Source organism: Nonomuraea sp. NPDC003214 (assembly GCF_053590035.1).
Genome location: NZ_JBSFSX010000002.1, coordinates 819,055 through 843,993, shown reverse-complemented (window position 1 = coordinate 843,993; position 24,939 = coordinate 819,055). Strand labels below are relative to the sequence as shown.

Genomic DNA, 24,939 nt, shown 5'->3' with positions numbered 1-24,939 from the left:
GCGCAGGCCACTATCGGCACGCTCCGGCGGTGTGAGCGTGTTGCCGTATGTGCTGTCGGAGGCGAAGCTGTGGCGGTTGATATCGCTGAAGCCCGCAGAGTGTGCGCCGATGGCGTAGCCGGGAATCGCCGGTCGGCATCGGTCACTGTTCTGTTCTCCTTCACCTCGGGCCCGTATCCGCCGCCTTCTATGGGCGATCGCGATTGAGGTTGGAGGCGGCGGGGATGTTGACGATCACTCTGCCATGTTCAACCGTGGCACACCATCGGATAGTTTAGGCCCTCGGTTTCGTGCCGTTCCGGAATGGAATGCATCTCCCGTAAACTTTGCCAGGGCGGGAGAGGGTGACTTCGGCGGCGTTTTCGACAGGTGCACTTCCTTATCGAGGGCGAGGCGGCATGAGTTCCGAGGATCCCGTACGGCGCCATCTGGTCGGCCTGGGGGTGATCGTTGCGGCGCTCTTGATCGTGGTCGCCCCGTTGATGGTGTTCAGCGCGATGCTCGAGTCCCAGATCGAGGAGCGCGCCGAGCGGGCTCTCAGCAGCCGGGCAGAGCTGGTCAGCCAGGCGCTCCGGCGGGATCCGGCGGGGAGTTCGTGGCAGGCCGCGGCCGGTGGGTGGGCGTCCAAGGCGGCGCGCCCCGACGGGCGGACCCTGGTCATCTCGACGTCGGTTCCGGTTGAGGCGGGGATGATGCTCGGCACCGAGTGGTACGAGCGGTGCTACAGGATCGTGTTCACCGCGATCGGCACTCCGGAGCAGGGTTATGAGCTGGAGAAGGTTCCCGGGTGCGCGGAGGAGCAGTGCAGGGGACGTCGGCCGTGTCCGGCGCTTTCTCCTAGCTGACCGGTCCGCGTCGGGCGTAGGTGCAAAGGTCCAGCAACGCCGGCTTCCCGACGACCGCTCGGGCGATCCGGGTTGACAAGTGCATACATGTACATGCAACATTTTCTTGCACGGACAAAACATGTACGTACATGCAAGGAGATGTCATGAAGCGCGAACGCATCAGCACCACCCCCGACTGGTACGAGCCCTACGCCATCTCACAAGCCATCAAAGTCGGCGACCTCGTCTACGCCTCCGGCCAAGCCGGCTTCGACGACAACGGCGTCACCGTCAGCGACGACTTCGAGACCCAGGCCCGACAGGCCTTCACCAACCTCGACCGCGTCCTCAAAGAAGCCGGATCCAGCCTCGCCAACGCCGTCAAGGTCACCATCCTCGTCACCGACCTCGAACCCAACCTCGACACCATCATCAAACTGCGCAAAGAGTTCTTCACCGAGCCCTACCCCGCCGACACCCTGATCCAGATCTCCCGCCTGGCCCAGGCCGACTGGCAGATCGAGGTCGACGCGACCGCCGTGGCACGGTCATGAAGATCCAGATCTGGTCCGACTACGTCTGCCCGTTCTGCCTGCTGGCCAAGGGGCCGATCCAGGAGGCCGTCGCCGGGCGTGACGTCGAGATCGAGTGGATGCCGTTCGAGCTGCGGCCCGAGCCCGTTCCGACGCTGGAGCCCGAGGGCGCCTACCTCCAGGACATCTGGAAGCAGACGATCTATCCGATGGCCGAACGGATGGGTGTCGGCATCCGCCTGCCCGACGTCTCGCCTCAGCCGTACACGCGGCTGGCCTTCGAGGGCTACCAGTACGCCAGGGAGCACGGCGACGCCGAGGCGTACAACGACCGGCTGCTGCGGGCGTTCTTCGAGGACGGCCTCGACATCGGCGACCTGGACGTGCTGACGGACCTGGCCGCGGGGCTGGGCCTCGACGCGGCGGAGTTCCGTGCCGCGCTCCTCGACGGCCGGTACGGCGAGGCGCATCGGGCCGCGCTTCAGCAGGCGCAGGATCTGCAGATCCGCTCGGTCCCGACGATCATCGTCGACGGCACGTACCGGATCGAGGGGGTTCCCCGGCCTGACGCGCTCCGCGAGGTCCTGGACAGACTCGAAGCGATCAAGGCGGTGGAGGCTTCCGGGAAGACCTCCTGCGGTGTGGGGGGTTGCTGAGGAAGGCGGCCGTGGTGCTCGCGGCCTCCGGTCTTGAGCTGATCGACCGGGTCCTTCCCCTCCACCTGGCCAACGAGGCCCGCCTCGTGAAGAGCCTCGACGCCGCGAACGGCGGCGCCTGGAGGCCACGCTCGCCGGGCTGCTGGAGTCTCACGGCGACACACCCGCCGACACCGGCCCGCCCGCTGATCAGCAGTAGCCGGCCAGGCCGTCCGCCAGCTCCTCCTCGTCGCCGTCCCGATGGGCGGACAGGGCCTGCTGCAGGGCGAAGGTGGCGCGGATGACGGCGATGCGGGCGGTCATCGTGCTGTCCTGCCGGGCGTCCAGGGTGAGAACCCGGTTCAGGAAGCTCGTGCCGTAACTGGCCGCGACGGCCGCCAGGTCCTCGGCAGGGTCGCCGAGCGTGACCTCGTCCCAGTCGATCACGCCGCTGAGCACCGGCAGCCCGTCCTTGCGCTCCCACAGCACGTTCTCGGCGCCGAGATCGCCGTGCACGACCGCGTCAGTGAGATGGGGAAGGCCGTCGAGCGCGGCGAGCTCCCGCGCGGCCAGCTGACGCCCGCCGCCGGACATGAGCCCGAACAGCTCGGCGCGGACGTCCGCCGCGAACCGCCGCCATCGGTCTCGTGGCGCCGGCAGAGCCGCTCGCGCCCGGTCCGAGGCGCCGTTCCTGGCCAGTGCGGTCAGCAGCGTGACGTACTGGGTCGCCGCGGCCTCGGCCACCTGGGGATCTTCAAGCGCCTCGGCCTCCAGCGGGGCCCCGGGAACGCGGCTGAGAACGAGATAGGGCAGCCCGTCTGCGCTGCCTTCCTCCAGCGGCCGAGGCGTGGCGAAGCCGAGATCGAGCGCGGCGAGCAGGCGCAGGACGGCGGCCCGGTGCGGCAGCCGGGTGGCGGCGGCGTCGGTGCGCGGCAGGCACACGACGCGGTCCGCGCCGATCACCACCTGATGGAACTGTCCTTGACGGACGGTGAGGTCCTCCGGCGTGACGCCCGGCAGCAGGCGGCTCAGCAGAGCACGATGCGACGGCGGGAGCTGCATGAGAACGCTGGCCGTCCTTTCCGTCACCGGCTGTCCACGGGCTCCTCGCCCTCTCGCGACAAGGACGCACTTGCGACAGGCAAGCATATAGGTTGGCGGGATGATCTACGCCAAGACGCCGCTGACCAGCGAGATCCGCGAAGCCGTGGCCCTGGCCTGGGGGGTCACGGGAGAGGGTGAGCGGTTGCACGGCGGTGAGGAGTCCGCCGCGTACCGCCTCGACGGTCACGTCATCCGCGTCGGCCCCGCAGGGCGCTCCGCCGCCGAGTCGGAGTGGTGCCACGCGATCGCCCGGCACGCCGCCGCCGGCCTCCCCGAGGCCGTCGCCCCGCTGCCGACCGCCGACGGGACGGCGACGGTCGTCGTCGTGGCGGGCCGGCCGATCTCCTGCTGGCCGTATGTCGAGGGCTCCTGGGCGGATTCCGACATTCCGGCCCAGCGCGAGGCGGGCGCGCGGCTGCTGGCCCGGCTTCACCGGTCACTCGCCGGCTTCCGCCCCGGCCCCCGCCCGGTGCCCGCCTTCCAGGAGTCCGGCCTGTACGGCCCCCCGCCCCGGCCCGAAGCCGAGCCGAAAGAGCCCAGGCTGGAGTCAACGAACCCCAGCCTGGAGCGCCAGTCAAAGGACCCCGAGCCGAAGAACCCCGGCCTCCAGGATCCCGAGCTGGACCGGTGGCTGGCCGCTTTCCATGCCGCACACCCCGTGCGCCACCCCCTGCACGGCGACTACTACACCGGCAACACGCTCGTCAGGGACGGCCGGATCGTGGCGGTCTACGACTGGGACGAGTCCTTCGTCGGCGCCCCCGAGCTGGAGCTGGCCGCCGCCGCGCTGGAATGGGGCGACGACCTGGCCGGGCCGAGCAAGGAGTTCGTCGCCGCCTACCACGAGGCGGGCGGCACGGCCGGTCGCCTGGACGAGGAGTCGCTGGCCCAGCTCGTCAGGCACAAGCTCCGCAGGGAGCACGCCTACTTCGACAAGGCCGTGCGCTCGGGGGTGAAACACGACGAGGAGGACATCGCGTACGCCCGCGCCCGGGTGGAGCTGTTTCACCGGCTACGCCCCTGACGGCGCCGGCCGGGTGGGTCAGGCGTCCGGGATCCAGTTGCCGTGGAAGCCGAGCGGCACGCGTACGGGCAGGTGGACGCGGGCCACGGGCGGTCCGGTGAAGTCCTGCGCGGACAGGATCACCAGGTCGGAGGCGCCGCGCTCGGGGTCGGCGACGTAGGCCATGAGGTAGCCGGCGTCCTCGGCGCCCTGGGTGTCGCCCGGGTCCGGGGCGAAGGCGGCCTCGCCGACGGCGGCGTCCCGCGCGAACCCGTGCACCTCCGTGGTGCCCCGTACCAGGTCGTGCTTGACCAGCGCGTTGGTGAACGCGTCGTCGGGGTGGGGGCCGCCGGGGGTGAACCGCATGCCGTACACGGGGGTGACGGCGGAGTAGCCGTAGCGGTGCTGCCGGGAGGCGTAGGCGTCGTTCACGCGCGGGAAGTCCTGGGGCCGGTCGTCCACGCACCGCTGTTCCAGCCGCCCGGTGCGCAGGTCGATGCGCCAGCGGTCGAGCCTGGGGCTGATGCCGCCGGGGTCGGCGACGTCCACGGGGCCGTCGGCGGCGATCAGGTCGACGGTGATCGTCGAGCCGTCGTCGTAGGCGTTGAGGACGTGGCTGACGTAGAAGGGCTCGGCCGGCAGCCAGCGGACCTGCCCGCCGGTCCGGGGCAGGACGCCGACGTGGGCCTGGTGCGCGGGGTTCCAGCGGAAGCGCATCGCGTCCAGGTCGAAGGTCAGCGGGATGTCGAAGACGACCACGAAGTTCTCCGACAGCGCGAAGTCGTGGAGGAACGGCAGGTCGCCGGGCAGCGGGAGGTCGGCGACGTGGGTGACCGTCCCGGCCGGGTCGGTGACGACGTGCTGGGCGAACGGGCGGCCCGGCAGGTACGCGAGCGAGTGCAGGTCGCCGGTGCGCGGGTCGACCTTGGAGTGCGCGTTGGCGCTGGAGCCCTCGCGGGTGGCGGCCATAGGGCATGCGCCGATGGTGTCGAGCTCGTAGCCGAGTTCGTGGGGCGGCCCGCCCGCCTCCGACAGGGCCAGGGTGCGTCCGGCGTGGCGGAGCACGTGGATGTTCGGGGAGGGCGGCAGGAAGGCGGGCGGTTCCAGGCCGCGTTCCATCCGGTCGAGCGCGTCGGCGACCTCCGCCGAGCGGACCCAGCGGTTGCGGTACCACTCGGCCCGGCCGTCGCGGATCCGCACGCCGTGCACCATGCCCGCGCCGAAGGCCCAGAAGTGCGTGACGGGGTCCTCCACGCCGAGCGGGTTCGGGCCCAGGCGCAGGTAGCGGCCGTTCAGCTCGGCGGGCAGCCGCCCGGTCACGGGCAGGTCGTGGGCGGTGACCTCCTCCTTGACGGGGGCGAAGGGCCCGTGAAGGTAACGGTCGTAGCGGTCCATGCTCACCTCGGTCGATCGGCTGTACGGTGTACGAAGCGAGACGGTACAGCCGGGCGGCACGCTGCGACCGAGGCCGCGGTCATGCGCTAGGCCAGGGAGCGAGCGGTTCACCAGGCGGAATCCGGCTGCTGCGGCAGGCGCACAACTGCCCTAGTACAGGAGGCGATCGGCATGCGGCGGACGGGGAGCGGCTCCGCGCCGCCCTACCTGCGGATCGTGCGGGAGATCCAGCGGCGCATCGACACGGGCGCGCTGAGGCCGGGCGACCGCGTCCCGTCCATCAGGCAGGCCGCCGCGGAGTGGGGCGTGGCCACCGCGACCGCCACCAAGGCGCTCGACACCCTGCGCCGGCAGGGCCTGGTGGTGGCCGTCCCCCGCGTCGGCACCGTCGTGGCCGACCCCGCGCCGGGCGCGCCCCGGCCCGAGGGCCGGGCGCGCCGGTCGCGACCTGCGGCGACCGGCCCCGACGGGGAGCGCGACAGAGTCGTACGCGCCGCGATCGCCCTCGCCGACGCGGAGGGCTTCGAGTCGGTGTCGATGCGCGCCGTCGCGGCGAAGCTCGGCATGCCCACCATGTCGCTGTACGGACTGCTGCGCGGCAAGGAGGAGCTGGCCGCGCTCATGGCCGACACCGCGTTCGGCGAGCTGGAGCTGCCCGAGGAGCCGCCCCCGGGCTGGCGGGCCCACCTGGAGCTCGCGGCGCGCCTGCAGTGGCGTCTCTACCTGCGGCATCCCTGGCTGCCCCGGCTCATGTCGCTCACCCATCCGCAGCCGCTGCCCCACCTGCTCAGGTTCGGCGCCTGGGGCATGAGCGCCGTGCTGGAGCTCGGGCTCGACCCCGAGGCGGCCCGCCTCGTGTGGTGGGCCGTGGCCAACCACGTCAGGGGGACGGCCACCAACCTCGAGGCGCAAGGCGACGCGGAGCGGCACACCGGGCTGTCACCCGACCAGTGGTACGTCGCCCATCTGCCGTCCCTGCGCGCCGCGCTCTCGACCGGCGCGGCGCCGATCGACGACCGGCTGGGCTTCGACCTGACCGCGTTCTTCGAGGCCGGGCTCCAGCTCCTGCTCGACGGGGCCGCGGTCCAGATCGGACGGCAGCACCGGCGGGCTGGCCCTCCGCGTTGACGAGCCGCTTCAGCCGGTGCGGAAGGTCACTTCCGGGTAGGCCGGGGACGGGCCGTTCAGCAAGGTGGCCGCGCGCTTGCGCAGGTGGACGTCGAAGAAGTCGCGCACGTACGCCCGGGTGATAGCTGCGGCCCGCGCCCCGGTCAGGCTGCCGGCGGGCAGGCCGAGCTGTTCGGCGAGCACCGGGAAGTCGGTGAAGGAGTCGTGCTCGGACCCGGCCACCTCGGCCCACCGCTTCCAGCCGGTCAGCAGCGGCCAGTTCTCCGCCCAGGTGGGCACGTCCGGGGTGCCCAACAGCAGGAGCGGCCGGGCGAGGCCGCCGGGCGGCGGCGGGACGACGAACGCCCCGTCGAGGACGGCGCCCGCGTCGATGCGGGGGTCGGCGGTCATGGCGTGGGCGGCGCTGTTGCCGCCGATGGAATGCCCGGCCATGCCGATCCGGCGGGGGTCGACGGGCAGGCGCCGGTCCCGGATCAGGCGGTCGAGGACGAACGACACGTCGGCGGCGCGGATGTCCGGGACGAGCCCGGGCGCGTCCTCGATCTCGCAGGCCAGGCAGGTGGTGGTGCGCCCGCCGGGGAAGGTGGTGGCGGCCGACTCGTAGGTGTGGTCGACGGCGGCGACGGCGTACCCGTGGCTGGCCAGGTCCTCGGCGAGGACGGTCAGCGACGAGCGGGGCAGGCCGAAGCCGGGCGAGAGGACGACGAGCGGGCGCTTGCCGGGCACGGGCGGGGCGCCGGTGCGGGCGTGGCCGCGGACCCGGCTCAGCAGGTCGCCGGGCGGCAGCCCCTGGGCGGCCAGGAGCAGCGCGGACTCCTCGGGGGTGACGTACCGGGCGCGGGCGCCGGAGCGGCGGGTGGCCGGGTACCACACGGTGACCATGAGGCGGCGGCGTTCGGCGGCCACCCAGGGGTCGGGGCGGGAGGCGTCGAGCAGGTCCCGGGAGACGGTGCCGACGGGGTACGTCCCGGTCGGCGCGGGCAGCACCGGGACACCCGTGGACCCGGGCGCGGGGACGGACTCGGGGACGGACGCGGACGCCGCGGCGGGGACCTGCAGCGTGGCCGCCAGCAAGGTGATGAGCAGGGCTCGGATCATGCGGTGGAAACTAGGCGGCGCACCCCATGCGGTCGTCGGACTTCTGGCCAAATATCCGCCCGCGCGCGTGGTCGCGCACGCCAACGGGCGGCCGGGCTCCGCTGGCCATACTGTCGGGCATGAATCTCGAACTGGTCAAGAAAGAGGTGTCCTCGCTCGTCGCCCCCGGCACCCCGGGGCTGGCCGTCGCCGTCTACTCCGGCGGCGAGGCGGTCGCCACGGCCGCGGCGGGCACGGCGTGCGTCGAGTTCGGCGTGCCGATCGACGCCGACACCCGCTTCGACATCGCGAGCGCGAGCAAGCAGTTCACCGCCGCGTGCGTGCTGCTGCTGGCCCGCGACGGCGCGCTCGGCCTGGACGACGACGTGCGGCGGCACGTGCCGGAGCTGAGCCTGGAGGTTCCCGTCACGCTGCGGCAGTGCCTTCAGCACACGGGCGGCCTGCCGGAGTGGTACACGGTCATGGCGCTGACCGGGCACCCGCTCGCCGAGATGACCGAGGAGCGCCTGCTGGAGGTCATCGCCCGGTTCCGCGGGACGACGTTCGAGCCGGGCACGGACTTCACCTACTCCAACACGGGGTACGTGCTGGCCTCGGTCGTCGTGCGCCGGGTCAGCGGCAGGTCGCTGGCGGAGTTCGCCCGGGAGCGGCTGTTCGGGCCACTCGGCATGGACGACTCGATCTTCCGCGACGACGCGACGCTGCCCGTGGAGCGGATGGCGTACGGCTACGCCAACGTCGACGGGCCGACGCGCCGGGCCGACACGCAGGAGAGCGCGGTCGGCGACGGCGGCATGGTCACCAGCGTGCGCGACCTCGCCCCGTGGTTCGGCTTCCTGACCGACGGCCGGGTGCTCGGCGCGGACCTGCGCGACGCGCTGCTGGAGCGCGCCGTGCTGGCCGACGGCACCACGCTGCCGTACGCGTTCGGCGTCTACCACTACGAGGTCGCCGGGCGGCCGGCGTTCGGGCACGCGGGCGGTATGCACGGCTACCTGTCGGACCTGCTCGTGCTGCCGGACGAGGGCGTGGGCGTGGCGGTGCTGTCGAACCAGCGCGCGATCGACCCGCTCGCGCTCACCGAGCGCCTGGCCAAGCTGCTGCTCGGCGAGCCTCTCGCGGACCCGGGGCGGGAGCCGGGCACGCTGCCGCCGCCCGCGCACGAGCACTGGCACGACCCGGTCACCGGCCTGACGCTGTCGCTCAAGCACGGTGACGACGGGGTGGAGGTGGCCGGCGTGGGCACGTTCGTCCCGGGCGCCGACGGCCGCTGGCACGGGCAGGGCCAGGAGGACCGGGAGTGGCTGGAGTGCTCCGGCGACACGCTCGTCCTGGGCTCGATGCTGGCGGCCCGGCCGCCGACCACGTTCCGGCCCGCCGCCGCGCCGACCGGCGAGGCGGCGCCCGAGGGCGAGTGGTGGAGCGGCGAGCTGGAGGCGCGGGCGAGCGTGCGCGACGGCGTGCTGCGCGTCGGCCGCACCCTCGAACTGCCGGTCGAGCCCGCCCCCGCGGGGCTGTGGCAGGCCGGGCCGTTCACGCTCCGGGAGGCCGACGGGGCCCTGCTGATCAGCGGCGGCGGCCTGCGCGGGTTCCGGTTCGCCTGAGCGCACTCGTTGGCCTGCGCAACCAGGCGGGGGTCGCGGGTTTTGGCGGCCCGGTCAGTGAACGGGGACGGTCCGGCTTCTAGCGTCCGACTGTCCCCGCCACTCAGCTTCCGAGGTGGTCACATGACTCCTGCGAAGACCGCCGCCGCGACAGCCGTGCTGCTGCTCCTCACCGCCTGCTCGGCAGGCGGCGCCACCCCGCCGCCTGCCGACACGCTGGTCTGGGCCACGGCCTCGCCGCCCAGCAGCCTCGACATCGCGCACGGCTTCAACAGCCCGTCGACCCTGGTCCAGACAGCCGTCCTCGACACCATGGTCACTCTCGACGAACGAGGGCAGCCGGCGCCCCACCTGGCGACCGGGTGGACCCAGCCCGACCCGGCCAGCTACCTGTTCACGCTGCGCAAGGGGGTGCGCTTCACCGACGGCAGCCCGCTGACCGCCGACGACGCCGCGTTCTCGCTGCGCCGCCACCTCGACCCGAAGGTGGCCTCCCAGGCGGCCTCCTACTTCACCATGGTCAAGAAGGTCGAGCCGGTCGGCGACGACCAGGTCAAGGTGACGCTGAGCCGCCCGGCCCCGGCGTTCCTGGCCGTCTCGGCCATCGCCTGGCAGGTCGTCCCCCGCAAGCTGGCCGAACCGCATCCCAAGGACCTGGGCAGCCCCGAGGTCGGCACGCTCGGCACCGGCCCGTACAAGGTGAGCCGGTTCTCCCTCACCTCCGGCGTGCTGCTGGAGCGCAACGAGGACTACTGGGGGCCGAAGCCCGCGCTGCGCCGGGTCGAGGTCAAGAGCATCGGCGACCCCGAGACGCTGCGGCTGGCCGTGCGGTCGGGCGAGATCGACGGCACCGCCGACCTCAACACCCGCGACGCGCGCAAGTGGACCGGGCTCCCCGGCGTCAAGACGATCTTCTACCCGGGCAACAACATCAGCTACCTGTCGCTCGCGGTCAAGAACGGGCCGCTGGCCGACGTGCACGTCCGGCGGGCCATCGCGCACGCGGTCAACCGCAAGGCGATCTCCGACCTGATGACGGCCGGGCACGGCGGCCCCGCCGACGCGCTGCTGCCCGAGCCGATCCTCACCGCCGTCTACGGCGACGCCCCTCCCCCGGTGCCCGTCCACGCCTACGACCCGGCCAAGGCCAAGGAGGAGCTGGCCAGGTCCGGCCATCCGGACGGGTTCACGCTCGCCGCGCCCTACGCCAGCGGCGGCGACACGGGCACCGTCATGCAGGCCGTCGCCGCCGACCTCGCCAAGATCGGCATCACGCTCAAGCTGGAGCCCGCCCCGTCCGACCAGTACGCGGCCCGGATGATGGAGCACGACCGGCTCGGCGTCCACTACGTGGCCCTGGCCTACGGCACGCCCGAGCCGATCGAGGTGCTGCCCGACATGGTCAGCCGTGCCTCCGCCGAGCCGCAGGGCTTCAACTTCTCCGGCTACGGCTCGGCCGCCACCGACGAGAAGCTCGACGCGCTCGTCTCGGCCACCGGCGAGGCCCGCACGGCCCAGGTCACCGAGCTGCTGAAGGAGATCGCCGACCAGGTGCCGTACGTGCCGCTGTTCCACACCGACAACGCGGCGGCGCTGAACGAGAAGTACACCGCCTCGCTCCACACGTGGACCATGAACCTGTTCGCGGCGATCCGCCCGGCGGGCCGTTGACATGGCGCTGCTCAAGCTCCTCGGCCGCCGGCTCGGCGCCGCCGTCCTGCTGCTGGGCGTGCTGTCGACGCTCACGTACGGGCTGCTGCTGGCCTCGCCGGGCGGGCCGGAACAGGTGCTGCTCGGCGGGCGGCCGTCCACGCCGGAGACCCGGGCGGCCATCCGCGAGCAGTACCACCTGGACGACCCGTTCCCGGTCCGGTACGCGCGCTGGCTCGGCGACGCCCTCCAGGGCGACTTCGGCACGTCGATCTACTCCCGGGAGCCGGTGGTGAGCGTCATCGCCGACCGGCTGCCGGTCACCGCGAGCCTGGCCGCCTACGCGCTGGCGCTCACCGTCGCCGTCGGAGTCCCGGCCGGGCTGCTGGCCGCGATGCGCCGCGGCGGGCGGCTCGACCAGGGCATCACGCTCGGCGCGCTGGCCGCGCTGTCGATCCCGTCGTTCGCGCTGAGCATCCTGCTGCTGTACGGGTTCGCCGTCCAGCTCGGCTGGTTCCCGGTGTTCGGCGTGGGCGACACGTTCGCCGAGCGGATCACGCATCTCACGCTGCCCGCGATCGCGCTGGCGGCGGCGCAGGCCGCGCTGGTGGTCCGGCAGATGCGGGCGGCGGCGCTGGACCTGGCCGCCTCCGACTTCCTCACCTTCGCCCGCGCCCGCGGCCTGCCCAGGCGGCGCGTGTGGACGAGTTACGCGCTGCGCAACGCGGCCCTGCCGGTGCTGACCGTGGGCGGGCTGCTGCTGGCGGCCAACCTGACCGGGTCGGTCTTCGTGGAGCAGGCGTTCGGCCTGCACGGGCTGGGGTCGCTGCTGATCGGCGCCGTCGGCCAGAAGGACATCCCGGTGGTGCAGGCGCTGGTGCTGCTCGGCGGCGTCATCGTGGTCGTCGTCAACCTGCTGATCGACCTGGCCTACCTGGTGGTCGACCCGCGCGTGCGGCAGGGGGCCGCGTCATGAGGGCCGTGCTGGTGACGATTCTCGGCCTGGCGGCGGTGGCCGCGCTGGCCGGGCCTTGGCTGGCGCCGTACGACCCGGCCGCGCAGGACCTGGCGCTGAGCGCGGCCGGGCCGAGCGCCGCCCACTGGCTGGGCACCGACGACCTGGGCCGTGACGTGCTGTCGCGGCTGCTGACCGGGGCCCGCTCGGCGCTGTTCTGGCCGGTGCTGGTCGCGCTGTTCACCACCGTGCTCGGCACCGCGCTCGGGCTGGTGAGCGGCTACCACCGGGGCTGGGTGGACGCGGTGCTCATGCGGGTCGTGGACCTGGCGATCGCCATGCCGGGCCTGCTCGTGCTGATCGTGCTCGTGGGCGTGCTCGGCGGCGGCTACGGGTGGGCGGTGCTGGCCATGGCCGTGCTGTTCACGCCGGGCGACATCCGGGTGGTGCGCAGTCTGACGCTGGCCCAGCGGGAGCTGGCCTACGCCGAGGCGGCGCGCACGCTCGGGCTGCGGCCTGGCCGGATCATGTTCCGCCACCTGCTGCCCAACCTGGCGCCGACCGTGGTGGCCAACGCGCTGCTCAGCTTCACCGGGGCGCTGGTCGCGCTGGCCGGGCTGTCGTTCCTGGGCATCGGCCTGCCGGCCGGCACCCCGGACTGGGGGCTCATGGTCGAGGAGAACCGGCAGCTCCTGGACCTCAACCCGTGGGCCTCGATCGCCCCGGCCGCGCTCATCACCGTGGTCGCCTGCGCGGCGACGCTGCTGGGCGACCGGGCGTTCGAGTCGATGTCGAAAGGAGCCGGCCGATGAAGGTGACCGGCCTGCGCGTCTCCGGGACCGGGCTGATCGTCGACGGGGTGGACCTGGAGGTCTCGCCGGGCGAGACCGTGGGCCTGGTCGGCGAGTCCGGGAGCGGCAAGTCGCTGACCGCCCGCGCGATGGCCGGGCTGCTGCCCCGGGGGCTGCGGGCGACGGGCTCCATCACGCTCGACGGCAGGGAGCTGATCGGCGCGCCCGAGCGGGTGTGGCGCGCCGTGCGCGGGCGGCGGCTGTCGCTGCTCATGCAGGACCCGTTCGCCATGCTCAACCCGCTGCTGACGGCGGGCGCGCACATCGCCGAGTCGTCGCGCTCGCGCGTGCCGATCGCCGAACGGCTGGCCGAGGTCGGCATCGACGACCCGTCGGTGGCGCGGCGGCACCCGTTCCAGCTGTCGGGCGGCATGCGGCAGCGGGTGGCGCTGGCCGCCGCGCTGGCCGGCGACCCGGAGCTGCTGATCGCCGACGAGCCGACGACCGCGCTCGACGCCACCACCCAGCACGAGATCCTGCAGCTCGTCCGGCGGGTGCAGCGGGCGCGCGACATGGGCGTGCTGCTCATCACGCACGACCTGCGGGTGGCGTTCGAGCTGTGCGACCGGGTGGCCGTCATGTACGCCGGCCGCATCGTCGAGCACGGCCCGGCCGCCGAGCTGGGCCGGGCCGCGGCGCACCCGTACACGGCGCGGCTGCTGGCGGCGGTGCCGACGGTGGAGCGGCGGCTGGCCCGGCTGGAGGGCATCCCCGGCGGCGTGCCCCCGGCCGGGGAGGTGACCGGGGCGTGCGCGTTCGCCGCCCGGTGCGACCAGGCGGAGGCCGCCTGCGTGGAGGCCAGGCCGCCGCTGCGCGCGCTGCCGTCGGGGCGGCTGACCGCCTGCGTCACGCAGGTGCGCCCCCGGCCGGCCCCGCCCGGTACGGGCGCCCGCCGCCAGGCGGCCGGCCCGCCGGTGCTGCGGGTGTCCGGCCTGCGCAAGGCGTACGGCTCCCACGTGGCGCTCGGCGGCGTGAGCCTGGAGGTGCGCCAGGGCGAGACGGTCGGCGTCGTGGGCGGTTCGGGGTCGGGCAAGACCACGCTGGCGCGCTGCGTGCTGGGGCTGGTCACGCCCGACTCCGGCACGGTCGAGCTGGCCGGTGACGGGCCGCGCCACCGGCTGGTGCAGTGCGTGTTCCAGGACCCGTCCACGTCGCTGAACCCGGCGATGACCGTGGGCGCGGCGCTGGCCGAGGCGGCGGGGCAGGGCGCGCCGGAGACCCGGCCCACCGTGGCCGAACTGCTGGAGGAGGTCGGGCTGCCCGCCTCCTACGCCGGGCGGCGGCCCGCGGCGCTGTCGGGCGGCGAGCGGCAGCGGGTGGCCATCGCCCGCGCGCTGGCCGTGCGCCCGTCGCTGCTGATCTGCGACGAGCCCGTGGCGTCGCTGGACGTGTCGGTGCAGGCGCACGTGCTGGAGCTGCTGCGCCGGATCGGCACGGCCATGCTGTTCATCACCCACGACCTGGCCGTGGTGCGGCAGATGGCCGACCGGCTGGTGGTGCTCTCGCGGGGCGAGGTGGTGGAGGCCGGGGAGGCGGACGCGGTGCTGGACGCGCCCGCGCACGACTACACGCGCCGGCTTCTGCGATCGGTGCCCCTTCTTACGGATTCTCATACTTCGGTAGCTAGCGCCAGCGATGGTGGATAAGGGAGCCTTCGATCATGCATGACCTGCTGCTTCGCCACGGAACGGTCCACGACGGGCTCGGTGGCCGCGCCAGGACGGCGGACGTCGCCATCCACGACGGCCGCGTGGTCGCCGTCGGCACCGGCCTCGGGCCCGCCCGGCGGGAGCTCGACGTGACCGGGCTCGTCGTGGCCCCCGGCTTCGTCGACCCGCACAGCCACTCCGACACGGTGCCCTTCCTGTCCGAGCCGCAGCCGTTCAAGCTGCTCCAAGGGGTCACCACGGAGATCATCGGCAACTGCGGGTTCTCCTGCGCCCCGGTGCGCGGCGACGCGAGCGGCTTCACCCCGTCCGTGCTGGCCGGCGCGGCGTTCTCCACCATGCGCGAATACCTCGACGCCGCCGAGGCCGCCGGGACGGCCAACAACCTCGCCGTGCTGACCGGCCACAACACGCTGCGACTGGCCGCCGCCGGCATGTCCGCCGAGATCACCGCGACGCAGCTCGACCGGATGCGCGCGATGGCGGCCGAGGCGTTCGAGGCGGGCGCGTACGGCCTGTCGAGCGGCCTGGAGTACGTGCCCGGGGCCTACGCCGGGGTGGACGAGCTGGTCGCGCTCGCGCTGGTGGCCAAGCGGTGGGAGCTGACCTACGCCACGCACATGCGCAGCGAGAGCGAGGGGCTGGCCGACGCGCTCGACGAGGCGATCGCCGTGGCCGCCGGGGCGCGCATCCGGCTGCACGTCTCGCACTGCAAGGCGTCGGGCCGGGCCGTGCACGGCGCGTCCGCGCTGGTGCTGGAGAAGCTCACCCGGGCCCGCGCCGCCGGGGTGGACGTGCGCGCCGACGTCTACCCGTACCTGGCGTTCGGCACCGGGCTGGTGGCCGTGCTGCCGCCGGTCGCCTGCGAGGGCGGCGAGGACGCGCTGCTGGCGCGGCTGGCCGACCCGGGCGAGCGGGTCAGGCTGCGCGCGCTGGCCGAGAGCCCCGGCACCGGGATCGGCGTCGGCCTCTGGCGCGAGCTGCACCCGGCCGACGTGCAGATTCTCACCCACCGCGACCCGCGCGTGGCCGGGAAGCGGCTGGCCGACCTCGGCGGCGATCCGTGGAACGCGCTGTGTGACCTGCTGGCGGCCGACCCGGCGGCGGCCGGGGTCTTCCACACGATGCACGAGGGTGACCTGCGCGCCTTCCTGGCCGACCCGCTGGTGTCGATCGGCTCCGACGGCGGGCCGCCCGTCGGCCCCAACCACCCGCGCACGTTCGGCACGTTCCCCACCTTCCTCGGCCGCTACGTCCGCGAGGAGAAGGTCGTCCCCCTGGAGACCGCCGTGCGCAAGGTGACCTCCGCCGCGGCGGCGCAGTTCGGCCTGGTGGGACGCGGCTGGCTGGGCCCCGGCGCCGTCGCCGACGTGTGCGTGTTCGACCCGGAGACGATCGGCCACGCCGGCACCTACGAGCAGCCGGACGTGCGCCCCACCGGCGTCGTCCACGTGTTCCTGGCCGGGCGCCAGGCCGTCGCCGACGGCGAGCCGACCGGTGGCCGGCTCGGCCGCGTGCTGCGGCGGGGCCGGCCGTGACCGCCCGCGGCCGGGTCACCCTCGGCGTGCTGATCGACAGCCTCGGCCCGGACGTGATCCGGCCGCTCGTCCTGCCGAACGGGCGGCGGCCCCTGGCCGGGGCCCCGGTCATCTACGAGCCGGAGGAGCAGATGGCCGGCCTGGACGGGGCCGTCCTGCTGGTGACGGGCCGCCCGTCGGCCGAGACGGTGGCCCGCGCGGGCGAGAGCCGCGTGGCCGCCGTCGTCGTCAAGCCCGGCGGCGCCGACCTGGAGGCGCTGACCGCCGCCGCCTCCGCCTCGGGGGCCGCGCTGCTGGCCGCGCCGCCCGAGCTGTCGTGGGGGCAGCTCTACACGCTGGTCGACGCGCTGCTGGCCGTCGTCGCCCCGGCCGGCGACCCCGGCGGCGCGCGGGCCGGTGACCTGTTCGCGCTGGCCAACGAGGTGGCGATCCGGGTCGGCGGCGCGGTCGCCATCGAGGACGTGGCCATGCGCGTGCTCGCCTACTCCACCGTCGAGGGCCAGCCGATCGACGAGCTGCGCCGCGAGGGCATCCTCGGCCGCCGGGTGCCCGAGCACCCCACCAACACCGAGGAGTACGCCGCCGTCATGCGCGCCGACGGCGCCGTCTGGAGTTACGAGCCGCGCGAGTACTACCCCCGCCTGGCCATCGCGGTCCGCTCCCACGGCGAGGCGCTCGGCACGATCTGGGCCGTCCAGGCGGAGGAGCCGCTCACCTCCGACGCGGCGGCGGTGCTGGCCGAGGCCGCCACCGCCGCGGCCCCCCATCTGGCGCGCATCAACCTGGCCGCCGACGAGGCGCGGCGGCGGCGCGACGAGTGCCTGGGCTGGCTGCTGCGCGGCATGGGCGCGGTGGACGAGCTGGCCGCCTCCTTCGGGCTGTCGCCGGGCGAGCCGCTGACCGTGGTGTCGCTCGGCCCGGCCAACGGCACCGCCGACGTGTTCGCCGCCTCGCACGCCGCCGACCTGCTGCGCACCACGTACCTGGCGTACCGGATCCGGGCCGTCACCGGCGTCGTGGACGGGCGGGCGCACGCGGTGGTGGCCGCCGAGGCGTGCACGCCGCTGCTGCGCCGCATCACCGCCGACACGCTGGCCCGCGTCGGCGAGCGGCTGGGCGGCGGCTGGAAGGCCGGCATCGGCCGCACCTCCGACGGCGTCGCCACGCTGCGGACCAGCGCCCGTCAGGCCGAGGAGGCGCTGCGCGCGCTGTGCGGGCGCTTCGCCGACGAGCCGGTCGGCACCCACGAGGAGCTGTCGGCGGCGCTGTTCCTCACCGACCTCGACGGCGCGCTGCGCGCCAACGGCAGCCTGCGCGGCGAGCCCCTGGCGCTGATCGCCGCGCACGACGCCCGGCACGGCACCCGGTTCGTGCACAGCCTGTCGGTGTGGATCGGCGCCCACTACGACGTGCCCCGCGCGGCCGAACTGCTGTCGGTGCACCCCAACACGCTGCGGTACCGGCTGCGCCGCATCGGCGAGCTGGTCCCGCTCGACGAGCCCGACACCCGCCTGGTCCTGGCCCTGCAACTCCGGCTGAACGGCGACACAAAACCGGTGCCGTGAAGTTCGGCGTCAGCGCCAACGCCGCGCGCCCCGGCGGGCGCGATGCTGTGGGCCATGGCCGAACTTCTGACCACCGCCCCCACCGGGGTGCGGGTCCGCACCCTGCACGGCACCCCCGAGCTCCAGCGCGCCGCCAGCCTGCTGCGCGGCGTCTGGGAGACCCGTCCCGGCGACGACCCGCCGATCGCCCTCGACCTGCTGTGCGCCTTCTCCCACGCCGGCTGCTACGTGGGCGGCGCCTACCTCGACGGCGAGCTCGTGGGGGTGGCGGCCGGGTTCCTGGCCGCCGAGAGCAGCCTGCACTCCCACGTCGCCGGCGTGGCGGCCCCGGCGCGCGGGCACGGCGTCGGCCGGGCGCTGAAGGAGCACCAGCGCGCCTGGGCGGCCGACCGCGGCCTGACCACCGTCTCGTGGACCTTCGACCCGCTCGTGCGCCGCAACGCCTTCTTCAACCTGGCCCGGCTCGGCGCCCGCGTGACCACGTACCTGCCCGACTTCTACGGCCCGATGAGCGACGGGCTCAACGACGGCGGCCCGTCCCACCGGCTGTTCGTCACCTGGCCCGTCAGCGGGGGCGCGCCGCACGAGCCGCCCGGCGCGACGTTCCGGACGATCGTCGACGAGACGGGCGCCGTGCGCGAGCCCGGCGGTGCGCCGCTGCTGCGCTGCGCCACGCCGCCCGACATCGAACGGCTGCGCGCCGCCGACCCGGCCGGGGCGCGGCGCTGGCGCGAGGCCCTGCACGCGGGCCTCGGCGGCGCCCTCGACCTGGGCTACCGGGTCACCGGCTTCACCCGGACCGGCTGGTACCTGCTGGCGGAGGGGGAGACGCGATGAGGCTCGACGGCATCGAACTGCGCCAGGTCGCGCTGCCGCTCGTCACCCCGTTCCGCACCTCGCTCGGCACGCAGACCACCCGCAACGCGCTGGTGCTGCGGGTGGTGAGCGACGAGGGCGAGGGCTGGGGCGAGTGCGTGGCCGAGGACGACCCCACCTACTCCGCCGAACACCTGCACGGCGCGGCCGACTTCGTCCGGCGCTTCGTCGTCCCCGCCCTGGCCGGGGGCGACCTGCGACCGGCGGACGTGGCCGAGGCGCTCGCCCACCTGCGCGGCCACCCGATGGCCAAGTCCGCCGTGGAGATGGCGGTGCTCGACTGCTGGCTGCGCGCCCGGAACACCGCGCTCGCCGACCACCTGGGCGGGGTGCGCTCCCGGGTCGCCGTCGGCGTCTCCGTGGGCATCGTGGACGGCCTCGACACCCTGCTCGAAACCGTGGACAAGCACCTGACCAGCGGCTACGCCCGGATCAAGCTGAAGATCGAGCCCGGCTGGGACCTGGAGCCGGTCCGCGCGGTCCGCGAGACGTTCGGTCCGGCCACCATGCTCACGGTCGACGCCAACACCGCCTACTCCCCTGCCGACCTGCGGCACCTGGCCCGGCTGGACGCCTTCGAGCTCGCGCTCATCGAGCAGCCGTTCGCGCCCGGCGACCTGCGCGCGCACGCCGCGCTCGCCGCCCGCGTGGACACCCCGATCTGCCTGGACGAGAGCATCACCAGTGCCGCCGAGGCGGCCGAGGCCATCCGGCAGGGCGCCTGCTCGATCATCAACATCAAGCCCGGCCGGGTGGGCGGCTACCTGGAGGCGCGGCGGATCCACGACGTGGCCCGCGCGAGCGGGGTGCCCGTGTGGTGCGGCGGCATGCTGGAGACGGGGCTGGGCCGGGCGGGGAACCTGGCGCTGGCCTGCCTGCCGGGGTTCACGCTGCCGGGCGACATCTCGGCGACCGAGCGCTACTACCGGCGCGACATCACCGCGCCGTTCACGCTCGGCGACGACGGGACGATGGCGGTGCCGACCGGCCCCGGCCTGGGCGTCACGCCCGACCCGGACGACCTCGGCGCCGCCACCACGGCCTCGGAGTGGATCCCGGTGCCCGCCTGACTCACCCGGACGGCCCGCGCCGCCCGTTCACCAGGTCACCGGCAGCGCGTTCAGCCCGTACACGACGCTGAACGCCCGGAAGGACACCCCGTCGTACGGCCCGGCCAGGGCGAGGCCGGGGAAGCGGCGCAGCAGGGCCGGGAAGGCGATGCGCATCTCCATCCGCGCCAGCGGCGCCCCGAGGCAGTGGTGCACGCCGTGCCCGAAGGCGACGTGCCCGGCGGCCTCCCGGGTGACGTCGAGGGCGCCGGGGTCGCCGGCGAAGGCGGGGTCGCGGTTGGCGGCGGGCAGCGAGCAGATCACCAGCGAGCCCGCCGGGACGACCTGCCCGGCGATCTCCACGTCCGTCGTGGTCGTGCGCGGCGGCAGCGCCTGCACGATGGACAGCCAGCGCAGCAGCTCCTCGACGGCGGGCTCGACGTGCGCGGGATCGTCGCGGACCAGGGCGAGCTGGTCCGGGTGCCGCAGCAGGGCGAGGGTGCCCAGGGCGAGCATGTTCGAGGTCGTCTCGTGCCCGGCGACCAGCAGCAGCGAGGCGATGCCGACCAGCTCGTCGGTGCCGAGATCGCCGCCGTGCTCGCGCACCAGCATGCCGAGCAGGTCCTCGCCCGGGTCCGCCTGCGCGCGGGCCACCAGGGAGGCCATGTACGCGCGGTCCTCGCGCTGCGCCGCGACGCGCTCCTCCATCGGCAGAGACGTGTCCAGCATGCGCACGGACCGCTCCTGGAAGTCGGCGCGATCGGCGTACGGCACGCCCAGCAGCTCGCAGATCACCAGCGACGGCACCGGCAGCGCGAAGTGCGCCACCAGGTCGGCCGGTTTGCCGGCGTTCTCCAGGTCGTCCAGGGCCGCCTGGACGATCTCGGTGATCCGCGGCTCCAGCCTGCGCATGCGGCGCACCGTGAACTCGGGGGTGAGCATCCGCCGCAGCCGCGTGTGCTCCGGCGGGTCGAACCCGATGAGCTGCCCGGCCCGCATCCTGGCCGGCTCGTCGGCGTCCAGCTGCCCGGCGCCCGGGAACGGCGTCAGGGCGCTGCTGAACCGGGCCGGGTCCGACAGCACCCGGCGGACGTCGTCGTGGCGGCAGACCAGGTACGCGGGCGGGCCGAACGGCGTCTCGACCAGCGTCACGCCCTCGTCGCGGGCCTTGGCCAGCTCCTCGGCCGGGTCGAACCCGTTCCGCCGCATGTGCGGCGGCAGTTGTGGTGCTTGCGTCATCGTGTGTCCCTTCTTCGGATGATCGCCTGGCGGCTCAGGGCTGGGCGCCGAGCCATTCCTGGAAGGTGGGCCCGGCGAGCTTGGCGTGCGGGCCGGGCAGGAACGCGCCCTCGGCGGCGATCTCCGCGTCGGGCATGCCCGCGCCGTCGACGCCGACGACCTTGACGCCCCGGCGGGCGCCGAGGAGCGCGGCCGCCTCCGCCAGAACCTCCTTGCGGGGCCCGGCGATCTCGGGGATCGGCGCGCCCCGCTCCGGCTCGGGGCCGAGGGCGAGGCCGGCCAGCTCCTCGGCGACGGCGCGGCAGGCCACGAGCTGGGTGGGCAGGGCCGGTACGTAGGCGACGTCGCCCTGCCGCCAGTCCAGGAGCTGGCCGACGAACTCGTGGAACTGCGCCGCGCGCAGGATCCGGACGGGGAGCGGGCCGGACAGCAGCAGCTCCTCGTGCGTCTTCTTGGCGGCGAGGAAGCCGGCGGTGGCCCTGTCGACGCCGATGATGGACGCCACGGCGATCCGGGCGACCCCCGCCTGCCGCCCGTACTCGTGCAGGTTGCGGGCCGAGACGCGGAAGAACTCCGTCGCCGCCTCCTCGTCGGAGGCGTGCCACGAGGCGACGTCGACGACGACCTCCACCCCGGTGAGCGCGTCGGCCAGACCGGCGCCGGTGATCACGTCGACGCCGGTGGCCCGGGACATCGGCACGACCTCGTGCCCCCGTTCGGTGAGCACGTCGACGACGTGGCGGCCCAGCCGCCCGGTCGCCCCCGCCACCGCGATCCTGGTGATGCTCATGCTGTACGCCTCTCTCACACGTGGTAGTTCTGGCCGGGGGGCATGCCGGGGATCGGCTTGGCGATCAGGGCGGCGGGGGTGAAGAAGCCGATGTGGGCGATCGCCATGACGAGCGTCCACAGCGCCTTGTCGTCATAGAGGGCCGCCGCCCTGGCGTACAGCTCGTCGGGGACGCGCTCGCCCGACGGGTTCGGCGTGAGCACGGCCTCGACCAGCTCCAGCGCGACCCGCTCGGCGTCGGTGAAGCAGGTGGCGTCCCGCCAGGTGGCCACGGCGGTGATGCGCTCCTCCGGCTCCCCCTCCCGGCGCAGGTTCCCGGTCTCCCTGATCGTGAAGTACGTGCTGCCGAGCAGCTGCCCGGCGCGCAGTTGCAGCAGGTGGACGGTGACCTGCGGGATCGACCCGTTCTTGATGACCTTGTGCAGGGCTCCGCCGACCTCCGCCATCTCGGGGACGAACGGCAGCGGGTTGGGCATGCGCGACCGGAGATCGGTCGTCGTGGGTTCGGACATGGTGAGGCTTTCCCTTCGCGGACTCGGCTCGCGTGCCGCACGGCTCGCCCGTACGGCGTCCTGACGACCACGAGACGCCGGCCGCCCGGGCTCCGTAACAGCGCCGGCCTGTGACCTGGACCACCGCCCGCGGGTGTTACGGAACGGCCTTCGGCGGCGTCCTGTGCGTGTGGTAGAGCTGAGTGCGGACAGGCGGGGGCCAGGCATGAGCGGACGGACGGCGGCAGGGCGGCCCGGCGGGCCCGACCGGGTGGAGCCCGCCACCGAGGTGTTCGTCGCCCACCGCAACCTGCTGTTCACGGTCGCGTACGAGATGCTGGGCTCGGCCGCCGACGCCGAGGACGTCCTCCAGGAGACCTGGCTGCGCTGGGTGGACGTCGACCTTGACAGCGTGCGAGAGCAGCGCGCCTACCTGGTGCGGATCGTCACCCGGCAGGCGCTGGACCGGCTGCGCGCGCTCGGACGGCGCAAGGAGTCCTACGTCGGGCCGTGGCTGCCCGAGCCGTTGCTGACCGCGCCCGACGTGGCCGAGGACGTCGAGCTGGCCGACAGCGTGTCGATGGCGATGCTGCTGGTGCTGGAGACGCTGCAGCCGGTCGAACGGGCGGTGTTCGTGCTGCGCGAGGTGTTCGACCTGGACTACGACGAGATCGCCGAGGCCGTCGGCAAGAGCCCGGCCGCGGTCCGGCAGCTCGCCTACCGGGCGCGGGCGCACGTCGCCGCGCGGCGACCGCGTGGCGCCGGCTCCCCCGCCGAGCATCGGGCCGCGCTCCGGGCCTTCCAGCGGGCGGTCGAGACCGGCGAGCTGCAGAGCCTGCTCGACATCCTCGCGCCGGACGTCGTCGCGCTGAGCGACGGCGGCGGCGTCAGGCACGCCCTGCTGCGCCCCGTCGTGGGGGCCGGCAAGGTGGCCCGCCTGCTGGCCGGCGGCTGGTGGCGGCGCGACGCGGCCAGGACGGCCGAGCTGGTGCAGATCAACGGCGGCCCTGGGCTGCTCATCCGGCTCAACGGCGAGATCGACGGCGTGGTGGCGGTGCGGCTGGAGAACGGCTACGTCACCGGCGCCTACCACGTGCGCAACCCGGAGAAGCTGTCCCGGATCGAGCGGCAGACGATCGTGAGTCGCTGAGCCGGGAGGCGCGCGTCAGACGCCCTTCAGGACGCGGTCGAGCGCCGCCCGGCCCGCGGGTCCCCAGTGCGGCTTGCCGCCGGGCAGGCCCCGGTCCCCGTTCTGCCCCATAAGCATCAGAAAGAGGCTCTTGGCGGCGGCCAGGCCGCGGGCGCGCCGGACCGCCGCCTCGTCGGCACGCCCGTAGCTGTCGAAGAAGCGTGCGGCGGCGCCCGAGGGCAGCAGCACCCACGCGGCGGCGAGGTCCCAGGCCGGGTCGCCGGCGAACAGGTCACCGAAGTCGATGACGCCCGAGAGCGTGCCGTCCGTGACGACGACGTTCGCGGGATGCAGGTCGCCGTGCACCCACACCGGCGGGCCCGCCCACTCCGGGGCCGCGACGGCGTCGGCCCAGACCTCCCGCACGGCGCTCGCGTCACCGACGGCATCGGGGTCGAGGGCCTGCAGGAACTCCTCGAAGCCGGCCGTGCGGTCCCGGGGATGGGCGCGGCGGTCCGTGGCCATCGGCGCGTCGGCGGGCGCCTCCACGTGGAGCGCCCGCAGGAAGCCCGCCAGCGCGTCGGCCGCGTGGGCGCCGCGGCTGATCGTGCCGTGGTCCAGCGGCTCGCCGGGAACCCACGTCATCACGGTCCAGTGCTTGGGGAAACGCTCGGACGGCTCGCCGGACCGCACCGGGGCCGGCACCGGGAGCGGCAGGCGCGGGGCCAGCACGGGCAGCCATCGCCGCTCCTTGAGCTGGAGCTCCGGAGTGGGGTCCATCCGCTGCATGCGCACGGCCAGCTCGTCCCCGAGACGCCACATCTGGTTGCCCCAGCCGCCCGCCACCTCGCGGACAACCAGCCCCGCCAGGTCCGGATGCTGCTTCCGCAGCAGGTCGCGGACCAGGTCCGCGGTGATCTCGAGCTCCGTTTCCGTCATGCGCAGCCACAGTACTCAAACACCGCATCGGTTCCGCCGTCGCGCCGCCGTTCCCGGCGGCTGCGAACCGCTCCAGGTGGTGCGCCCGGCCGGGCCGTGACATCAGCGGCCGGGGCGCCGGTGTCACCGGCGGCTGAACGCGGCCCAGCCGTGCCAGGCGAGCACGTAACAGGCGAGGGCCAGCGCCGCGCCGTCGGCGCCGCCCAGGATCGTGCTCCGTACCAGGTCGTAGTCGCTCACCGCGGCACGCTCCGACGTCGCGCCGGCCACGGCGCCGACGGCCGTGGCGAGAACGGCCGCGGCCAGCACCGCGCCGCGCGCCCGGCCCGTGACCCGCGGCCCCCGGTCGGCGTGCTCGTCCTGGGCGACCGGCGCCCGCCGGTACCACCGCAGGAGCCAGCCGCCCAGGACGAGCAGGCCGCCCGCCGAGCTGACGTACATCAGCACGTTGAACACCCGGTGCGCGCCCGCGACCGGCTGCCGCAACGCCTGCCAGTGCGCCACGGCGTAGCCGCCGACCTGCGTGAACGCGTCCCAGACCAGGTGGGTGGCCATCCCGGCGAGCAACGCGGCCAGCACGGCCGCCGGCGCCGGCCGCACCGCGCCGGGCAGCCGGGCCCGCAGCGCGGCGGGCGCCAGCGCGGTCAGCGGCTTGCGCAGCCCCAGGTGGAACAGCAGGAGCAGCGCGACCCCCACCGGCACGCCCAGGAGCAGCGCCCCCCACCAGGTATGCGTGTTCGCCGACGAGAAGGGCAGAGGCAGGTAGTAGGGCGCATCAGGCACCACCGCCCCGATCGCCAGCGCCGACGCGGGTAACCACCGCCGCACCGGCAGGATCGCCACCATGTGGCTCAACGTGAAGGGCACCCGCCA

23 protein-coding genes are annotated in these 24,939 nt (G+C 74.2%); 15 read left to right on the top strand and 8 right to left on the bottom strand.

All coding sequences use genetic code 11. The features are described from left to right. The first annotated feature begins 398 nt into the window (after window positions 1–398). From ACWDXC_RS08980 to ACWDXC_RS08970, 3 genes are all read left to right on the top strand, one after another. Window positions 399–845: a hypothetical protein gene (locus tag ACWDXC_RS08980; protein WP_449979761.1), complete on the top strand. Its 447-nt coding sequence runs from the start codon at window positions 399–401 to the stop codon at window positions 843–845. A gap of 146 nt (window positions 846–991) precedes the next feature. Continuing rightward, window positions 992–1,381, top strand: coding sequence for a RidA family protein (locus ACWDXC_RS08975; protein ID WP_449979758.1), 390 nt, complete (start codon window positions 992–994; stop codon window positions 1,379–1,381). After that, window positions 1,378–2,016 (top strand): DsbA family oxidoreductase, encoded by a 639-nt coding sequence (locus ACWDXC_RS08970; protein WP_449979756.1) that lies wholly within the window; start codon window positions 1,378–1,380, stop codon window positions 2,014–2,016. Before ACWDXC_RS08975 ends, ACWDXC_RS08970 begins: the two co-directional genes overlap by 4 nt. Before the next feature lie 189 nt (window positions 2,017–2,205). On the opposite strand, the gene ACWDXC_RS08965 is transcribed toward ACWDXC_RS08970, so the two are convergent. Beyond that, window positions 2,206–3,057, bottom strand: a complete 852-nt coding sequence (locus ACWDXC_RS08965) for a phosphotransferase family protein (RefSeq protein ID WP_449979818.1) — start codon at window positions 3,055–3,057, stop codon at window positions 2,206–2,208. A gap of 100 nt (window positions 3,058–3,157) precedes the next feature. On the opposite strand from ACWDXC_RS08965, the gene ACWDXC_RS08960 reads away from it, so the two are divergent. Beyond that, window positions 3,158–4,123, top strand: a complete 966-nt coding sequence (locus tag ACWDXC_RS08960; protein WP_449979754.1) for a phosphotransferase enzyme family protein — start codon at window positions 3,158–3,160, stop codon at window positions 4,121–4,123. Between the two features lie 18 nt (window positions 4,124–4,141). Here the strand turns inward: ACWDXC_RS08960 and ACWDXC_RS08955 are convergent, their stop codons facing one another. Beyond that, window positions 4,142–5,497, bottom strand: coding sequence for a carotenoid oxygenase family protein (locus ACWDXC_RS08955; protein WP_449979751.1), 1,356 nt, complete (start codon window positions 5,495–5,497; stop codon window positions 4,142–4,144). 171 nt (window positions 5,498–5,668) lie between these two features. Between ACWDXC_RS08955 and ACWDXC_RS08950 the strand changes: the two genes are divergently transcribed. Then, the gene (locus tag ACWDXC_RS08950; protein WP_449979749.1) at window positions 5,669–6,625 is read left to right on the top strand and encodes a GntR family transcriptional regulator; all 957 of its coding nucleotides are present in this window, start codon (window positions 5,669–5,671) and stop codon (window positions 6,623–6,625) included. 9 nt (window positions 6,626–6,634) lie between these two features. Here ACWDXC_RS08950 and ACWDXC_RS08945 read toward each other — a convergent pair whose 3' ends face one another. Beyond that, window positions 6,635–7,723, bottom strand: a complete 1,089-nt coding sequence (locus ACWDXC_RS08945) for an alpha/beta hydrolase family protein (RefSeq protein ID WP_449979746.1) — start codon at window positions 7,721–7,723, stop codon at window positions 6,635–6,637. 119 nt (window positions 7,724–7,842) lie between these two features. On the opposite strand from ACWDXC_RS08945, the gene ACWDXC_RS08940 reads away from it, so the two are divergent. From ACWDXC_RS08940 to menC, 9 genes are all read left to right on the top strand, one after another. Further along, window positions 7,843–9,327 carry a serine hydrolase domain-containing protein gene (locus ACWDXC_RS08940; protein ID WP_449979743.1) on the top strand — a complete coding sequence of 495 codons (1,485 nt, stop codon included), beginning with the start codon at window positions 7,843–7,845 and terminating at the stop codon, window positions 9,325–9,327. Between the two features lie 123 nt (window positions 9,328–9,450). Then, window positions 9,451–10,998, top strand: coding sequence for an ABC transporter substrate-binding protein (locus ACWDXC_RS08935; protein ID WP_449979740.1), 1,548 nt, complete (start codon window positions 9,451–9,453; stop codon window positions 10,996–10,998). 1 nt (window position 10,999) lies between these two features. After that, window positions 11,000–11,953 carry an ABC transporter permease gene (locus ACWDXC_RS08930; RefSeq protein WP_219503696.1) on the top strand — a complete coding sequence of 318 codons (954 nt, stop codon included), beginning with the start codon at window positions 11,000–11,002 and terminating at the stop codon, window positions 11,951–11,953. Then, a complete protein-coding gene (locus ACWDXC_RS08925; protein WP_364178372.1) occupies window positions 11,950–12,744 on the top strand; it encodes an ABC transporter permease in 795 nt (264 codons plus the stop codon). The genes ACWDXC_RS08930 and ACWDXC_RS08925 overlap by 4 nt, the downstream gene beginning before the upstream one ends. After that, the gene (locus ACWDXC_RS08920; protein ID WP_449979737.1) at window positions 12,741–14,429 is read left to right on the top strand and encodes an oligopeptide/dipeptide ABC transporter ATP-binding protein; all 1,689 of its coding nucleotides are present in this window, start codon (window positions 12,741–12,743) and stop codon (window positions 14,427–14,429) included. Before ACWDXC_RS08925 ends, ACWDXC_RS08920 begins: the two co-directional genes overlap by 4 nt. Before the next feature lie 14 nt (window positions 14,430–14,443). Next, complete coding sequence (locus ACWDXC_RS08915) at window positions 14,444–15,988, top strand: N-acyl-D-amino-acid deacylase family protein (RefSeq protein WP_449979734.1); 1,545 nt, start codon at window positions 14,444–14,446, stop codon at window positions 15,986–15,988. Beyond that, window positions 15,985–17,553 (top strand): PucR family transcriptional regulator, encoded by a 1,569-nt coding sequence (locus ACWDXC_RS08910; RefSeq protein ID WP_449979731.1) that lies wholly within the window; start codon window positions 15,985–15,987, stop codon window positions 17,551–17,553. The genes ACWDXC_RS08915 and ACWDXC_RS08910 overlap by 4 nt, the downstream gene beginning before the upstream one ends. A 54-nt stretch (window positions 17,554–17,607) precedes the next feature. Then, window positions 17,608–18,390, top strand: coding sequence for a GNAT family N-acetyltransferase (locus ACWDXC_RS08905; RefSeq protein WP_449979729.1), 783 nt, complete (start codon window positions 17,608–17,610; stop codon window positions 18,388–18,390). Further along, the gene (gene menC / locus ACWDXC_RS08900; protein WP_449979727.1) at window positions 18,387–19,499 is read left to right on the top strand and encodes an o-succinylbenzoate synthase; all 1,113 of its coding nucleotides are present in this window, start codon (window positions 18,387–18,389) and stop codon (window positions 19,497–19,499) included. Before ACWDXC_RS08905 ends, menC begins: the two co-directional genes overlap by 4 nt. Window positions 19,500–19,526: 27 nt before the next feature. On the opposite strand, the gene ACWDXC_RS08895 is transcribed toward menC, so the two are convergent. Genes ACWDXC_RS08895 through ACWDXC_RS08885 form a run of 3 tightly spaced genes read right to left on the bottom strand, consistent with a single transcriptional unit; the run spans window position 19,527 to window position 22,019 of the window. Continuing rightward, a complete protein-coding gene (locus ACWDXC_RS08895; RefSeq protein ID WP_449979724.1) occupies window positions 19,527–20,717 on the bottom strand; it encodes a cytochrome P450 in 1,191 nt (396 codons plus the stop codon). A gap of 34 nt (window positions 20,718–20,751) precedes the next feature. Beyond that, window positions 20,752–21,507: an SDR family oxidoreductase gene (locus ACWDXC_RS08890; protein ID WP_449979721.1), complete on the bottom strand. Its 756-nt coding sequence runs from the start codon at window positions 21,505–21,507 to the stop codon at window positions 20,752–20,754. Window positions 21,508–21,521: 14 nt separating this feature from the next. Further along, window positions 21,522–22,019: a carboxymuconolactone decarboxylase family protein gene (locus ACWDXC_RS08885; RefSeq protein ID WP_449979718.1), complete on the bottom strand. Its 498-nt coding sequence runs from the start codon at window positions 22,017–22,019 to the stop codon at window positions 21,522–21,524. 205 nt (window positions 22,020–22,224) lie between these two features. Here ACWDXC_RS08885 and ACWDXC_RS08880 point away from each other — a divergent pair, with 205 nt between their 5' ends. Then, on the top strand, window positions 22,225–23,148 hold the full coding sequence (locus tag ACWDXC_RS08880) for an RNA polymerase sigma-70 factor (RefSeq protein ID WP_449979715.1): 924 nt from the start codon (window positions 22,225–22,227) through the stop codon (window positions 23,146–23,148). A 15-nt stretch (window positions 23,149–23,163) separates the two neighbouring features. Here the strand turns inward: ACWDXC_RS08880 and ACWDXC_RS08875 are convergent, their stop codons facing one another. Next, window positions 23,164–24,066, bottom strand: a complete 903-nt coding sequence (locus ACWDXC_RS08875) for an aminoglycoside phosphotransferase family protein (protein ID WP_449979712.1) — start codon at window positions 24,064–24,066, stop codon at window positions 23,164–23,166. Between the two features lie 123 nt (window positions 24,067–24,189). Further along, on the bottom strand, window positions 24,190–24,933 hold the full coding sequence (locus tag ACWDXC_RS08870; protein WP_449979709.1) for a DUF4184 family protein: 744 nt from the start codon (window positions 24,931–24,933) through the stop codon (window positions 24,190–24,192). Window positions 24,934–24,939 lie beyond the last annotated feature (6 nt).

Coding starts and splice junctions, on each gene's coding strand:
- ACWDXC_RS08980 (WP_449979761.1), top strand. CDS start 399: ATGAGTTCCGAGGATCCCGTACGGCGCCATCTGGTCGGCCTGGGGGTG.
- ACWDXC_RS08975 (WP_449979758.1), top strand. CDS start 992: ATGAAGCGCGAACGCATCAGCACCACCCCCGACTGGTACGAGCCCTAC.
- ACWDXC_RS08970 (WP_449979756.1), top strand. CDS start 1,378: ATGAAGATCCAGATCTGGTCCGACTACGTCTGCCCGTTCTGCCTGCTG.
- ACWDXC_RS08965 (WP_449979818.1), bottom strand. CDS start 3,057: ATGCAGCTCCCGCCGTCGCATCGTGCTCTGCTGAGCCGCCTGCTGCCG.
- ACWDXC_RS08960 (WP_449979754.1), top strand. CDS start 3,158: ATGATCTACGCCAAGACGCCGCTGACCAGCGAGATCCGCGAAGCCGTG.
- ACWDXC_RS08955 (WP_449979751.1), bottom strand. CDS start 5,497: ATGGACCGCTACGACCGTTACCTTCACGGGCCCTTCGCCCCCGTCAAG.
- ACWDXC_RS08950 (WP_449979749.1), top strand. CDS start 5,669: ATGCGGCGGACGGGGAGCGGCTCCGCGCCGCCCTACCTGCGGATCGTG.
- ACWDXC_RS08945 (WP_449979746.1), bottom strand. CDS start 7,723: ATGATCCGAGCCCTGCTCATCACCTTGCTGGCGGCCACGCTGCAGGTC.
- ACWDXC_RS08940 (WP_449979743.1), top strand. CDS start 7,843: ATGAATCTCGAACTGGTCAAGAAAGAGGTGTCCTCGCTCGTCGCCCCC.
- ACWDXC_RS08935 (WP_449979740.1), top strand. CDS start 9,451: ATGACTCCTGCGAAGACCGCCGCCGCGACAGCCGTGCTGCTGCTCCTC.
- ACWDXC_RS08930 (WP_219503696.1), top strand. CDS start 11,000: ATGGCGCTGCTCAAGCTCCTCGGCCGCCGGCTCGGCGCCGCCGTCCTG.
- ACWDXC_RS08925 (WP_364178372.1), top strand. CDS start 11,950: ATGAGGGCCGTGCTGGTGACGATTCTCGGCCTGGCGGCGGTGGCCGCG.
- ACWDXC_RS08920 (WP_449979737.1), top strand. CDS start 12,741: ATGAAGGTGACCGGCCTGCGCGTCTCCGGGACCGGGCTGATCGTCGAC.
- ACWDXC_RS08915 (WP_449979734.1), top strand. CDS start 14,444: ATGCATGACCTGCTGCTTCGCCACGGAACGGTCCACGACGGGCTCGGT.
- ACWDXC_RS08905 (WP_449979729.1), top strand. CDS start 17,608: ATGGCCGAACTTCTGACCACCGCCCCCACCGGGGTGCGGGTCCGCACC.
- menC (WP_449979727.1), top strand. CDS start 18,387: ATGAGGCTCGACGGCATCGAACTGCGCCAGGTCGCGCTGCCGCTCGTC.
- ACWDXC_RS08895 (WP_449979724.1), bottom strand. CDS start 20,717: ATGACGCAAGCACCACAACTGCCGCCGCACATGCGGCGGAACGGGTTC.
- ACWDXC_RS08890 (WP_449979721.1), bottom strand. CDS start 21,507: ATGAGCATCACCAGGATCGCGGTGGCGGGGGCGACCGGGCGGCTGGGC.
- ACWDXC_RS08885 (WP_449979718.1), bottom strand. CDS start 22,019: ATGTCCGAACCCACGACGACCGATCTCCGGTCGCGCATGCCCAACCCG.
- ACWDXC_RS08880 (WP_449979715.1), top strand. CDS start 22,225: ATGAGCGGACGGACGGCGGCAGGGCGGCCCGGCGGGCCCGACCGGGTG.
- ACWDXC_RS08875 (WP_449979712.1), bottom strand. CDS start 24,066: ATGACGGAAACGGAGCTCGAGATCACCGCGGACCTGGTCCGCGACCTG.